The 12,236-nt window shown below is 70.0% G+C and carries 12 protein-coding genes and 1 riboswitch; of the genes, 9 read left to right on the top strand and 3 right to left on the bottom strand.

Annotated features, from left to right (window positions below; translation table 11 throughout):
- Nucleotides 1-93: 93 nt before the first annotated feature.
- Nucleotides 94-1,344, top strand: a complete 1,251-nt coding sequence (locus ACIPXB_RS12140) for an Ig-like domain-containing protein (protein ID WP_401447892.1) — start codon at nucleotides 94-96, stop codon at nucleotides 1,342-1,344.
- A 29-nt stretch (nucleotides 1,345-1,373) separates the two neighbouring features.
- On the opposite strand, the gene ACIPXB_RS12135 is transcribed toward ACIPXB_RS12140, so the two are convergent.
- Nucleotides 1,374-1,775, bottom strand: a complete 402-nt coding sequence (locus tag ACIPXB_RS12135) for a hypothetical protein (RefSeq protein ID WP_401447890.1) — start codon at nucleotides 1,773-1,775, stop codon at nucleotides 1,374-1,376.
- A 188-nt stretch (nucleotides 1,776-1,963) separates the two neighbouring features.
- Between ACIPXB_RS12135 and ACIPXB_RS12130 the strand changes: the two genes are divergently transcribed.
- The 6 genes from ACIPXB_RS12130 to ACIPXB_RS12105 all read left to right on the top strand — a co-directional run bounded on the left by ACIPXB_RS12130 (nucleotide 1,964) and on the right by ACIPXB_RS12105 (nucleotide 9,232).
- Nucleotides 1,964-2,584: a heme-copper oxidase subunit III gene (locus tag ACIPXB_RS12130; protein WP_401447888.1), complete on the top strand. Its 621-nt coding sequence runs from the start codon at nucleotides 1,964-1,966 to the stop codon at nucleotides 2,582-2,584.
- 76 nt (nucleotides 2,585-2,660) lie between these two features.
- Nucleotides 2,661-3,470, top strand: coding sequence for a c-type cytochrome (locus ACIPXB_RS12125; protein ID WP_401447885.1), 810 nt, complete (start codon nucleotides 2,661-2,663; stop codon nucleotides 3,468-3,470).
- Nucleotides 3,467-4,522 (top strand): Rieske 2Fe-2S domain-containing protein, encoded by a 1,056-nt coding sequence (locus tag ACIPXB_RS12120; protein ID WP_401447883.1) that lies wholly within the window; start codon nucleotides 3,467-3,469, stop codon nucleotides 4,520-4,522. Before ACIPXB_RS12125 ends, ACIPXB_RS12120 begins: the two co-directional genes overlap by 4 nt.
- Nucleotides 4,519-6,144, top strand: a complete 1,626-nt coding sequence (locus ACIPXB_RS12115; protein WP_401447881.1) for a cytochrome bc complex cytochrome b subunit — start codon at nucleotides 4,519-4,521, stop codon at nucleotides 6,142-6,144. Before ACIPXB_RS12120 ends, ACIPXB_RS12115 begins: the two co-directional genes overlap by 4 nt.
- Before the next feature lie 140 nt (nucleotides 6,145-6,284).
- Nucleotides 6,285-7,349 (top strand): anthranilate phosphoribosyltransferase, encoded by a 1,065-nt coding sequence (trpD, locus tag ACIPXB_RS12110; protein WP_401447879.1) that lies wholly within the window; start codon nucleotides 6,285-6,287, stop codon nucleotides 7,347-7,349.
- Between the two features lie 105 nt (nucleotides 7,350-7,454).
- Nucleotides 7,455-7,571, top strand: a riboswitch (SAM riboswitch).
- Between the two features lie 269 nt (nucleotides 7,572-7,840).
- Nucleotides 7,841-9,232: an aminotransferase class V-fold PLP-dependent enzyme gene (locus tag ACIPXB_RS12105; RefSeq protein WP_401447877.1), complete on the top strand. Its 1,392-nt coding sequence runs from the start codon at nucleotides 7,841-7,843 to the stop codon at nucleotides 9,230-9,232.
- Between the two features lie 100 nt (nucleotides 9,233-9,332).
- On the opposite strand, the gene ACIPXB_RS12100 is transcribed toward ACIPXB_RS12105, so the two are convergent.
- Nucleotides 9,333-9,614 carry an Lrp/AsnC family transcriptional regulator gene (locus tag ACIPXB_RS12100; RefSeq protein ID WP_008738815.1) on the bottom strand — a complete coding sequence of 94 codons (282 nt, stop codon included), beginning with the start codon at nucleotides 9,612-9,614 and terminating at the stop codon, nucleotides 9,333-9,335.
- Nucleotides 9,611-10,312, bottom strand: coding sequence for a rhomboid family intramembrane serine protease (locus ACIPXB_RS12095; RefSeq protein WP_401447875.1), 702 nt, complete (start codon nucleotides 10,310-10,312; stop codon nucleotides 9,611-9,613). The genes ACIPXB_RS12100 and ACIPXB_RS12095 overlap by 4 nt, the downstream gene beginning before the upstream one ends.
- Before the next feature lie 161 nt (nucleotides 10,313-10,473).
- On the opposite strand from ACIPXB_RS12095, the gene ACIPXB_RS12090 reads away from it, so the two are divergent.
- Both ACIPXB_RS12090 and ACIPXB_RS12085 read left to right on the top strand, forming a co-directional pair.
- The gene (locus tag ACIPXB_RS12090) at nucleotides 10,474-10,713 is read left to right on the top strand and encodes a hypothetical protein (protein WP_401447873.1); all 240 of its coding nucleotides are present in this window, start codon (nucleotides 10,474-10,476) and stop codon (nucleotides 10,711-10,713) included.
- 45 nt (nucleotides 10,714-10,758) lie between these two features.
- A complete protein-coding gene (locus tag ACIPXB_RS12085) occupies nucleotides 10,759-12,123 on the top strand; it encodes an NYN domain-containing protein (protein WP_401448294.1) in 1,365 nt (454 codons plus the stop codon).
- Nucleotides 12,124-12,236 lie beyond the last annotated feature (113 nt).

The raw sequence follows: 12,236 nt of genomic DNA, 5'->3' as shown, positions 1-12,236 counted from the left end.
CTGGGGCCCGGACACCTCTTCGGAGGAGTCCGGGCCCCTCGTTTGCAGTCACCCCGCGCGCACTGATGGTCATACCTTCATAGCGTTGGCTCCATGAGCCACACACCGCGTCTTTGGACGGTAGTCAGCTGCGCCATGCTGGTCGCGTCCCTCGGGGCCGGCGCCACCGCGTGCGGCGGGTCCGGCGACCACCCGCTGTCCGCGCGCCCTTACGACGCGGCCGGTCAGGTCGCCTTCAACCAGGCCGCGGGCAGCCGCCCCGTCGACCCCGACCGGCCGCTGGAAGTCACCTCCAAGGGCACCGACGGCCGGATCACCGACGTCACGGTCGTGGACACCCACGGCCGTCGCCTGGCGGGCGAGCTGTCGGCCAAGGGCGACCGCTGGCACAGCACCACGCCCCTGTCCGCCGGCGTGCGCTACACCGTCACCGTCAGCACGGAGGACCAACGGGGCGCCCCCGGACAGCGCACCATGACGTTCGACACCGCACCGGCCCACAAGGTCCTCCAGGTCGAATTCGGCCCGGAGGAGGGCAAGTACGGCGTCGGGCAGCCCCTCATCGCCGAGCTCAACGAGCCCGTCCACGACAAGGCCTCCCGCGCCCTCGTGGAGCGGGCCCTGGTGGTGGAGACCAAGCCCAAGCCCGTGGAGGGCTCCTGGCACTGGGTGGACGACTCCCGGCTGCACTTCCGCCCCAAGGAGTACTGGCCCGCCCACTCCACCGTCTCCGTACGGAGCAACCTGGAGGGCGTCAAGATCGGCAACGGGCTCTACGGGGCCGCCTCGAAGCCGCTGAAGCTGGAGATCGGCGACCGGGTCGAGGTCATCACCGACGCCGCGTCGCACTGGATGACGTTCAAGCGCAACGGAGAAGTGATCAATTCCATTCCGATCACCACCGGAAAGCCCGGCTTCTCCACCCGCAACGGCGTCAAGGTGGTGCTCGGCAAGCAGTACTACGTCCGGATGCGCGGCGACACCGTCGGCATCGGCGGCAGCGAGTACTACAACCTGCCCGTCTACTACGCCACCCGTGTCACCTGGAGTGGTGAATACGTGCACGCCGCCCCGTGGTCCATCGAATCCCACGGCTACGCCAACGTCAGCCACGGCTGCACCGGCATGAGCACCGGCAACGCCGCCTGGTTCTACGAGAACATCACCGAGGGCGACCTCGTCACGGTCATCAACAGCATCGGCGAGGAGATGGACCCGTTCGGCAACGGGTACGGCGACTGGAACCTGGACTGGAAGGACTGGCGCGACGGCAGCGCGCTGCTCAAGGACACCCAGGAAGGCCGCAGCCCCATCGACAAGGCGCGACTGCGGCCCCAGGTGTAAACGGGCCGTACCGGACGGCCCTGCGGCCCTCAGGCCTCCACGGAGAGCCTGGTGCGCAGCAGGGCCGCCAGCCGGTCCGGGAACTCCACCGGATCCACCGGAAGGGTCACCGCCGCGTCCGCGCGGCTCCACGTGGCCAGCCAGGCGTCCTGCGGGCGCCCGATCAGCAGCAGCACCGGCGGACACCGGAAGATCTCGTCCTTGAGCTGCCGGCACACGCCCATCCCGCCCGCGGGCACCGCCTCACCGTCCAGCACGCACAGGTCGATCCCGCCGGCGTCCAGTTCCTTGAGCACGGCCGGGAGCGTCGCGCACTCGACGAACTCCACCGGCGGGAGGTCCGCGGCCGGCCTGCGCCCGGACGCCAGCCGCACCTGCTCCCGGGTCCCCGCGTCGTCGCTGTAGACCAGAACCCTTGCAGTCGCCCGCATTGTTTCCTCCACGCGTCAGGAAATCCTGCGCGGGATGCTACTCCGTCCCACGCGCTGTCAACATCGGTTCGCGCACCCCCGCGCCCGGACGTCGACAGCCCATCTGATGGGCCGTTCGGGCAGTGCACACCCCTCGGACACTCCGAACGGCACCCCCCGGGGTGAGGGCGGGATAAGCGACCGACATAATGTCGGTCGTGGCGACAGCAACGACAGTAGATACCGGGCACGCGCACCCGACGGTCAACAGGCCGAACCTCGTCAGCGTCGGAACCATCATCTGGTTGAGTTCCGAGCTGATGTTCTTCGCGGCCCTCTTCGCGATGTACTTCACCCTGCGATCGGTGACGGGCGCCGAGTACTGGACGGAACAGGCTGACACCCTGAACCTCCCGTTCTCGGCGACGAACACCACGATCCTGGTGCTTTCCTCCCTCACCTGCCAGCTCGGCGTCTTCGCCGCCGAGCGCGGTGACGTGAAGAAGCTCCGGACGTGGTTCATCATCACGTTCGTCATGGGTGCGATCTTCATCGGCGGCCAGGTGTTCGAGTACACCGAGCTGGTCAAGCACGAGGGCATGAGCCTCTCGTCCGGTCCGTACGGCTCGGTCTTCTACCTGACCACCGGCTTCCACGGACTGCACGTGACGGGCGGCCTCATCGCCTTCCTGCTGGTCCTCGGCCGGACGTACGCGGCCAAGAGGTTCACCCACGAACAGGCCACGTCGGCCATCGTCGTGTCCTACTACTGGCACTTCGTCGATGTCGTCTGGATCGGCCTCTTCGCCACGATCTACCTGATCAAGTAGCGAATACGTGGCCGGGTACGGCCCGGCACACCATCCAGAAACACCGACGCAGAAGATCCTGACACCGGGGTAATCCGTGAAAAAGCTCTCCGCACGACGACGCCATCCGCTGGCGGCGGTCGTCGTTCTACTCCTCGCGCTGGCGGCCACTGGGGGGCTGTACGCCGCCTTCGCGCCCGCGGGCAAGGCGCAGGCCGATGAAACCGCCCAGTCCCTCGCCATCGAGGAGGGCAAGAAGCTCTACGCCGTGGGCTGCGCAAGCTGCCACGGAACCGGCGGTCAGGGTTCCTCTGACGGCCCGAGCCTGGTGGGCGTCGGCTCTGCCGCCGTCGACTTCCAGGTGAGCACGGGCCGCATGCCCGCCCAGCAGCCCGGCGCCCAGGTGCCGAAGAAGCCCAACATCTACACCCAGGCGCAGATCGACCAGCTGGCCGCGTACATCGCCTCCCTCGGCGCCGGCCCGATCACGCCGACCGCCAAGCAGTACGACCCGGCGGGTGCCGACATCGCCAACGGTGGTGAGCTGTTCCGCAACAACTGCGCGCAGTGCCACAACTTCACCGGTGAGGGCGGCGCGCTGACGCACGGCAAGTACGCCCCGAACCTCGAGGACGTCTCGCCGAAGCACATCTACGAGGCCATGCTCACCGGCCCGCAGAACATGCCCTCCTTCCCGGACAGCACGATGCCGGAGAAGGAGAAGAAGGACATCATCGCGTACCTCCAGAACGTGAACGGCGAGAAGTCGGTCAACCCCGGCGGCCTCAAGCTCGGTGGCCTCGGCCCCGTCTCCGAGGGTCTGTTCGGCTGGATCTTCGGTCTGGGTGCGCTGATCGCTGTCGCCGTCTGGGTCGCGGCCCACACCGCTAAGGCCAAGAAGTCATGAGTAGCCAAGACATTCCCGAAGAGAACCTGCCGAGCGAGCAGGGCAACGCGCACCACGGTGGTGTAGCCGTCGCGGACGACCCGTTCGCCGATCCCGGCATGCCGGCCCACAAGCCGCGCATCCAGGACATCGACGAGCGGGCCGCCAAGCGCTCCGAGCGCACCGTGGCGATGCTGTTCACGCTGTCGATGCTGGCCACGATCGGCTTCATCGCCGCGTACGTGATCATCCCGGTCGACAAGATCGTGTTCATCTGGCCCCTCGGCAAGGTGAGCGCGCTCAACTTCGCCCTGGGCATGACGCTGGGCATCGCCCTCTTCTGCATCGGCGCGGGCGCGGTCCACTGGGCCCGCACCCTGATGTCCGACGTCGAGGTCGCCGACGAGCGCCACCCGATCGCCGCTCCGCCGGAGGTCAAGGCCAAGGTCATGCAGGACTTCGCCGACGGTGCGGCGGAGTCCGCCATCGGCCGTCGTCCGCTGATCCGCAACACCATGCTCGGCGCGCTGGCCATGGTGCCGCTCGCCGGCGTCGTGCTGCTGCGCGACCTGGGCCCGCTGCCCGAGGAGAAGCTGCGCAAGACCCTGTGGGCCAAGGGCAAGCTGCTCATCAACCAGAACACGATGGAGCCGCTGCGTCCCGAGGACGTCGCCGTCGGTTCGCTGACCTTCGCCATGCCCGAGGGCCTGGACGAGCACCAGCACGACTTCCAGACGCAGATCGCCAAGGCCGCCCTGATGATCGTCCGTATCCAGCCGGAGGACATCAAGGACAAGCAGGAACTGGAGTGGTCCCACGACGGCATCGTGGCCTACTCCAAGATCTGCACCCACGTCGGCTGCCCGATCAGCCTGTACGAGCAGCAGACCCACCACGTGCTCTGCCCGTGCCACCAGTCCACCTTCGACCTCTCCGACGGCGCCCGTGTCATCTTCGGCCCGGCCGGTCACGCGCTTCCGCAGCTGCGGATCGGCGTGAACCAAGAAGGCTTCCTCGAGGCGCTCGGCGACTTCGAAGAGCCCGTCGGTCCTGCATTCTGGGAGCGCGGATGAGCACTGCCACCGATACGAAGCGCAAAGCGCCGGCCGGGGAGCGCGTAGCCGACTGGGCGGACGGCCGCCTGGGCATCTACAGCCTCGCCAAGGCCAACATGCGCAAGATCTTCCCGGACCACTGGTCCTTCATGCTGGGTGAGATCTGCCTCTACAGCTTCATCATCATCATCCTCACGGGTGTGTACCTGACGCTGTTCTTCCACCCGAGCATGAACGAGGTCGAGTACCACGGCTCGTACGTGCCGATGCAGGGCGTGCTGATGTCCGAGGCCTTCGCCTCGACGCTCGACATCAGCTTCGACGTCCGCGGTGGTCTGCTGATCCGCCAGATCCACCACTGGTCGGCCCTGATCTTCGTCGCGGCGATGATCGTGCACATGATGCGCGTCTTCTTCACCGGCGCGTTCCGCAAGCCGCGCGAGATCAACTGGATCTTCGGCTTCCTGCTGCTGGTCCTCGGCATGTTCACCGGCTTCACCGGTTACTCCCTGCCGGACGACCTGCTCTCGGGCACCGGTGTCCGCTTCATGCAGGGCGCGATCCTGTCCGTGCCGGTCGTCGGCACGTACCTGTCGTTCTTCCTGTTCGGCGGCGAGTTCCCCGGCGGCGACTTCGTCGCCCGGTTCTACTCGGTCCACATCCTGCTGCTGCCCGGCATCATGATGGGCCTGCTGGTGGCCCACCTGATCCTGGTCTTCTACCACAAGCACACCCAGTTCGCGGGCCCCGGCCGCACGAACAACAACGTCGTCGGCATGCCGCTGCTGCCGGTCTACATGGCCAAGGCCGGAGGCTTCTTCTTCCTGGTCTTCGGTGTCATCGCGGCCATCTCGGCGATCGCCTCGATCAACCCGATCTGGGCGCTCGGCCCGTACCGCCCGGACCACGTGTCCACCGGTGCGCAGCCCGACTGGTACATGGGTATGCCGGAAGGCCTCATCCGTGCCATGCCCGGCTGGGAGATCAACCTCTGGGGTCACACGCTGGTGCTCGGCGTGTTCATCCCGCTGGTCCTCTTCCCGCTGGTGCTCGGCTCGATCGCGGTGTGGCCGTTCATCGAGTCCTGGGTCACCGGCGACAAGCGCGAGCACCACATCCTGGACCGCCCGCGCAACGCCCCGACGCGTACGGCCTTCGGTGTCGCCTGGATCGCGGAGTACATCGTGCTCCTGATCGGCGGCGGCAACGACATGTTCGCGCAGTACTTCCACCTCTCGATCAACGCGATCACCTGGTTCGTCCGGATCGGCTTCTTCGTCGTCCCGGTCCTCGCGTTCATCGTCACCAAGCGGATCTGCCTCGGCCTCCAGCGCCGGGACCACGACAAGGTGCTGCACGGTCGCGAGACCGGCATCATCAAGCGTCTGCCGCACGGTGAGTTCGTCGAGATCCACGAGCCGCTGCCGCAGGGCCAGCTGCACACGCTGACCGCGCACGAGCAGTACAAGCCGCTCGAGATCGGCCCGACGGTCGACGAGAACGGTGTCGAGCGCAAGGTCGGCGCCATGGAGAAGCTCCGCGCGAAGCTCAGCAAGGGCTTCTACGCCGAGGGCAACCAGATTCCGAAGCCCACGGTGGAGGAGTACAAGGAGATCCAGAGCGGCCACGGCCACCACTGATCTCCGGCCGCCCGGTCCGGCCGAAAACTGATCGCCACGGCAAGAGCCCCGTCCAGTGTCTGGACGGGGCTCTTCGCCGTCCGTGGAGCTGGATAGGCTGGGATCCTTCCCATCGGCATCTGTGGACCCTGGAGCGGACCATGAACGTTGTGACCCCGGCAGGCGGCGACAGCGTGGCGGCCCGTTCCTGGCCGGGCCTCCTGGACGCGCTGCTCTCCGGCCGGAACCTGGCCGTGGACGACACGGCCTGGGCGATGGACAAGATCATGCGGGGTGAGGCGACGGACGCCCAGATCGCCGGTTTCCTGGTGGCCCTGCGGGCCAAGGGGGAGACGGTGGACGAGATCAACGGTCTCGTGCGCACCATGTACGAACACGCCAATCTCATCGAGGTGCCGGGCCGGACGGTGGACATCGTCGGCACCGGCGGTGACGGCGCGAAGACCGTCAACATCTCGACGATGTCGGCCGTCGTGGTCGCGGGTACGGGCGCCAAGGTGGTCAAGCACGGCAACCGGGCCGCCTCCTCGTCGAGCGGGGCCTCGGACGTGCTGGAGAAGCTCGGCGTCAACCTGGACCTGTCCCCCCAGCGGGTCGCGGCGGTCGCCGAGGAGGCGGGCATCACCATGTGCTTCGCCGTGAAGTTCCACCCGGCCCTGCGGCACGTGGCCGCCGCCCGCCGGGAGCTGGGCATCCGCACCACGTTCAACGTCCTGGGCCCGCTGACGAATCCGGCCAAGGTGCGCTCCCAGGCGACGGGTGTCGCCGACCCCCGGATGGCGCCGATCGTCGCGGGCGTGCTGGCCGAGCGCGGCTCCTCGGCGCTGGTCTTCCGCGGCGACGACGGCCTGGACGAGCTGACCACGACGGCGACCTCGCGGGTGTGGTGGGTCCGCGACGGCAAGGTCACCGAGCAGTCCTTCGACCCGCGTGACGTGGGCATCTCCCTGGTCGACGTCTCCGCCCTGGCCGGCGGGGACCCCTCGTACAACGCGGACGTGGCCCGCCGGCTGCTGGCCGGCGAGACGGGCCCGGTGCGCGACGCGGTGCTGCTGAACTCGGCGGCGGCCCTGGTGGCCCTGGACCCGGGCCCGGGCACCCTGGAGGAGCAGCTGCGGGCCGGTATCGAGCGGGCGGCCGAGTCGGTGGACTCGGGCGCGGCCAGGGCGGTCCTGGAGCGCTGGGTGAACGTCAGCAACGCGTAGCCCCCCGGAGGGTGTGACGGCGCGACGGCTCGAAACGGGTGGCCCCGGTCCAGCATGCGGACCGGGGTCTTGCCGTTCCGCGTGCGTATGGCAGGATGCTCACCAGGTCACGAGTGACAGCGTCAAGGCCCCGGCTCGCTGTCCGGCAACCCTCCTTCCGTGGCGGGGTGCCCCGGGTGATGACCAGGTCGCAGGCAGCAGGGCCTGCGGCAAGCGCGGATCCCTCGACACCAGGGGTCCTGGTCTCTCGAGGAGCGTTTTCCGTGAGCAAGCGAATGCGATAGGGCGACTCACGCCCCTTCTTCCCCCCTCGGATCCGGGCCACTTCGGCGTACCCGCGTACTCACGTGCTCACGTACCGGTGTACGGACGTACCGGCTCGACGCCCCCCCCGCGCTCCGAGGCATCCCGTACCCCGGACGGCCCCGCGCCGTACCCGCGTACGGGCGATCCGCCGAAGCCATTCAGCCCTGCCGCCGGGAGATTCCGCCATGTCCGCTGCCGCCCACGCCACCCACGCCACCCACGCCACCCACGTCACCGCCGGCACCGGCTGTGCCGAGCCGCTGCCCGTCCTCGGCCGGGACGTCACCGTGCCGCTCGTCACCGGGGGCGAGGTCACGTACGCCGCGCTCGACTACGCCGCCAGCGCCCCCGCCCTCCAGCGGGTCTGGGACGACGTCGCCGGCTACGCCCCGTACTACGGCAGCGTGCACCGGGGGGCCGGCTACCTCTCGCAGCTGTCCACCGACCTGTTCGAGGCCAGCCGCGCCACCGTCGCCGAGTTCCTCGGCTGCCGCCCCACCGACCAGGTGGTCTTCACCCGGTCCACCACGGACTCGCTGAACCTCCTGGCGCGGGCGCTCCCCGCGGACTGCCGGGTCTTCGTCTTCGAGACCGAGCACCACGCCTCCCTGCTGCCGTGGGGCGACGCGCAGGTCACGTACCTCGACGCCCCGCGGACCCCGGCGCAGGCCGTCGAGACCCTGGAGCGGGCGCTGGCCGCCCGCGCCCCCTACGGCCCCGCGCTGGTCTGTGTCACCGGTGCCAGCAATGTCACCGGTGAACTGTGGCCGGTCAAGGAACTCGCCGCCGCGGCGCACGCCCACGGCGCGCGGATCGTCCTGGACGCCGCCCAGCTCGCCCCGCACCACCCGGTCTCGGTGACCGAACTGGACGTGGACTGGGTCGCGTTCTCCGGGCACAAGCTGTACGCGCCCTTCGGCTCCGGCGTCCTGGCCGGCCGCGCCGACTGGCTCCAGCAGGCCGAGCCGTACCTGGCCGGCGGCGGCGCCTCGCGCACGGTCTCGCGCCGTACGGACGGCGGGGTCGACGTGGAGTGGCACACCACCGCGGCCCGCCACGAGGCCGGTTCGCCCAACGTCATCGGCGTCTACTCCATCGCCTCCGCCTGCAAGGCGCTCACCGAGGCCGGCTTCGACGCGCTCGTCGCCCGCGAGGAGCGGCTGATCGCCGCGGTTCGCGCCGGGCTGGCCGAGGTGCCCGAGGTCCGTGTGCTGTCCCTGTTCGGTGACGACGCGCCGCGGGTCGGCGTCATCTCCTTCGTGGTGGACGGCTGGAACAGCTCGCACTTCGCCGCCGCGCTCTCCGCCGAGTACGGCATCGGCGTCCGCGACGGCCTCTTCTGCGCCCACCCGCTGGTGCGCACGCTGCTGGGCGGCGCCCCGCAGGAGCCGGGCGAGTGCGGCGCCCCGGAGGCGGCCCCGGACGGGAGGTCGCTGAACGCCATCCGCGTCAGCTTCGGCGCGGGCACCCCGGACGAGCACGTGGAGCGGTTCGTGGGCGCGGTGAAGGAACTGGTCACGCATGGCGCCAAGTGGCAGTACCGGACCCAGGAGGGCCGCTGCGTCCCGGCCGTGTGACACACCGTCCGGGCAACGGGCCGGCCGGGACTGCTGTCCCGGCCGGGGGAGGGGCTGCCGGGGCTCTGACCGTCCCGACCGGGCCCGCCCCGGCCAGGGGCTACGCGTCGAGGCCGATCGCGAACGCCGCTTCCAGGTCGTGCTGGGAGTACGTACGGAACGCCACGTGCGTGTCGGTGGCCTCCACGCCCGGGATCTTGCTGATGCGGCCCGGGATGATGTCCGCCAGGTTCTCGTGGCGGGCCACGCGCACGAGGGCGATCAGGTCGTACGTACCGGTGACGGAGTAGACCTCGCTGACGCTGTCCAGCGCGGCGATCGACTCGGCGATCTCGGGGATGCGGTCCACGCTGGTCTTGATGAGCACGATCGCGGTGATCACGGCTGGCTGTCTCCCTCGGTGGCCGTCGCTGGTCGCTTCACTCTAGTCGTACGCCGGTAGCGCGCCCACGCCCCCAGGAATCCCAGCGAGAACCCCACCACGTGCGCCAGGTACGCCACGCCCGGCCCGCTGCCCGCGCGGTGCGCCGCCAGCCACTGCAGGGCGAACCAGGCCAGCAGCACGAGCCACGCCGGGAAGCGCAGCGGCAGGAACAGCAGGAACGGGAACAGCGTCGTCACCCGGGCACGCGGGAAGAGGCAGAGGAAGGCGCCGAGCACCGCCGAGATCGCACCCGAGGCGCCCACCAGCGTCTCCGGGGAGGCGGCGTGCGCGGCCGCGTACGCCACCAGCGCGAGGTAGCCGGTGACCACGTAGAAGCCGAGGAAGACCGTCCGGCCCATCCGCTCCTCCGCCATCGTGCCGAAGACGTAGAGGAAGAGCATGTTGCCCAGCAGGTGCAGCCAGCTGCCGTGGACGAACAGGGCGGTCAGCGGGGTGAGCAGGGTCCGCGCCTCGGGCGGGAAGAGCTCGGCCGGGACCACCCCCCAGTGGCGGAAGTACGCCGTGCCCGAGGCCAGGAGCTGCTCGCCGGTCCCGTAGGAGGGGTTCAGGCCCGAGGCCGGTCCGAGGAGGAAGACCACGCAGCAGGCGGCGATCAGCACGTGGGTCACGGTGACGCCGGCGGGTCTTACGATCATGGGACAGAGCATGGCGCACCGGGCGGAGGCGGTCAGCTCGCCTCGCCGCCGTCCCGGATCCGGGAGGGGCCCCACCCGCCATGCCCGCAGGCCGTAGGGTTACGTGCTGCCGCACCATCGAGGTTTTAATTGAACGAGCGACGAAGGAGTGAGGACGGCCGATGACGGTTCCCCTGCCGACCGCCACCACCCGGTGGCGCTGCACCTTGTGCGGCAACCTCACACGGTTCGACGTCACCCGTTCGTCGAAGGTCGTCGAGTACGTCCACCTGGACCTCGCCGGGGAGGCCAAGGTCGAGGAGTGCGAGGTGGTCAATGAGACCATCGAATCGGTGCGCTGCCGCTGGTGCGACGCGGTGGACCGGATCGAACTCGTGGACAGGCCGGGCGCGGACTCCTGACGGAGCCGGCGCCCGAAGGTAAGAAGCTGACGGTAGGGGTGACGGATCGTGGAGCCAGCAAGCGGCGCTGAGCCGGCCGACGCGGCCGGCGACGCCGCCGAGGTGCTCGACCGCCCGCTGCCCGAAGGCGTACGGCGCCGGGTCGTCGCGCTCGTCTCGGACGCGTTCGGCGGGCTGACCGTCGCCGATCTGCCGTCGCAGCTGCGCCAGTACGCCCGGTTCACGCCCACCCGGCGGGCCAAGTTCGCCGGGAACGCCATGGCCGCCGCCGTGGAGACGGACGCCGTCTTCCGTTCGCGCGTCGCCGAGAAGCTCCGCGAGGCCCAGCCCGACCTCACCGGGGCCCTGGAGACCGGTGCGCCGCCGGCCGCCGCGGACCCGCTCGACGTGGCGGCCGCCGCGTACGTCCTGCGGCCGGTCGGCTGGGTCAAGCTGGTGGCCGCCGCGGGCGAGGAGGCACAGCGCGCCGACGCCGAGCGGGTGGGCGAGGAGACCCAGCGCGAGCTGGAGCGGCTGCGCGAGGAGCTGGCCCACGTACGGGAGCAGCAGCGCACCGGCGGCGAGCAGCTGCGGACCGAGCTGGAGGCCGTGCGCAAGGAAGCGGAATCGCTTCAGCGCAAGCTCCGCAGCGCCTTGAACGACGTGAAGCGGGGCGAGGCCGCCCTGCGGAAGGTCACCGCGGAGACCGACGGCATCAGGGCGGAGGCCGCCGGACAGGTCGCCGCCGCCGAGAGCGAGTCGCGGCGGCTGAAGTCCCGGCTGGCGGAGGCCGAGGCGGCACTGGAGGCCTCGCGCCGGGCCACCCGCGAGGGGCGCAGCATCGAGGACATGCGGCTGCGGCTGCTGCTGGACACGGTGCTCGACGCAGCCCAGGGGCTGCGCCGGGAGCTGGCCCTGCCGCCGGTCTCGACCCGTCCCGCCGACACCGTGGACGCGGTGGAGCCGGGCCGGATGTCGCCCAAGGACATCGCCAACCGCGCGCTGTCGGAGACCGATCCGGCGCTGCTGGACCAGCTGCTGGCGCTGCCGCAGGCGCACCTGGTCGTCGACGGCTACAACGTCACCAAGACCGGCTACCCCACGATGCCGCTGGAGAAGCAGCGGCTGCGGCTGCTGGGCGGGCTGTCGATGCTGGCCGCGCAGACCGGCGCCGAGATGACGTGCGTCTTCGACGGCGCGGAGCTGGCGGCCCCGGTGCTGCTCGCGCCACCGCGCGGCGTACGGGTGCTGTTCTCCAAGCCGGGCGTGACGGCGGACGAGCTGATCCGCCAGCTGGTGCGGGCCGAACCGCCGGGCCGTCCGGTGGTCGTGGTCTCCACCGACCGCGAGGTGGCCGACGGCGTGGCCAAGGCGGGGGCGCGGCCCGTGGCGTCCGCTTTGCTCCTCAAGCGGCTTTCGCGCGTCTCGTAACACACGGCCGTCATGCCCGAATTGGCGGCGGCCGCGCGGAACCCAGGGTCAAGTGGCCGCCACGCAGCGTGCGCTGAAGGTAAAGAAGCTGGTGGGAGCGTGAATTTTTGTCC

Origin of the sequence: Streptomyces sp. NPDC090022 (assembly GCF_044748145.1) — a bacterium.
In the GTDB taxonomy this organism is placed as follows: Bacteria; Actinomycetota; Actinomycetes; order Streptomycetales; family Streptomycetaceae; genus Streptomyces.
This window is presented reverse-complemented; position numbering and strand designations above follow the sequence as displayed.

Excerpts from the sequence above, each read along its gene's own strand:
- ACIPXB_RS12140 (WP_401447892.1), top strand. The coding sequence starts at position 94 with ATGAGCCACACACCGCGTCTTTGGACGGTAGTCAGCTGCGCCATGCTG.
- ACIPXB_RS12135 (WP_401447890.1), bottom strand. The coding sequence starts at position 1,775 with ATGCGGGCGACTGCAAGGGTTCTGGTCTACAGCGACGACGCGGGGACC.
- ACIPXB_RS12130 (WP_401447888.1), top strand. The coding sequence starts at position 1,964 with ATGTCGGTCGTGGCGACAGCAACGACAGTAGATACCGGGCACGCGCAC.
- ACIPXB_RS12120 (WP_401447883.1), top strand. The coding sequence starts at position 3,467 with ATGAGTAGCCAAGACATTCCCGAAGAGAACCTGCCGAGCGAGCAGGGC.
- ACIPXB_RS12115 (WP_401447881.1), top strand. The coding sequence starts at position 4,519 with ATGAGCACTGCCACCGATACGAAGCGCAAAGCGCCGGCCGGGGAGCGC.
- trpD (WP_401447879.1), top strand. The coding sequence starts at position 6,285 with ATGAACGTTGTGACCCCGGCAGGCGGCGACAGCGTGGCGGCCCGTTCC.
- ACIPXB_RS12105 (WP_401447877.1), top strand. The coding sequence starts at position 7,841 with ATGTCCGCTGCCGCCCACGCCACCCACGCCACCCACGCCACCCACGTC.
- ACIPXB_RS12095 (WP_401447875.1), bottom strand. The coding sequence starts at position 10,312 with ATGATCGTAAGACCCGCCGGCGTCACCGTGACCCACGTGCTGATCGCC.
- ACIPXB_RS12090 (WP_401447873.1), top strand. The coding sequence starts at position 10,474 with ATGACGGTTCCCCTGCCGACCGCCACCACCCGGTGGCGCTGCACCTTG.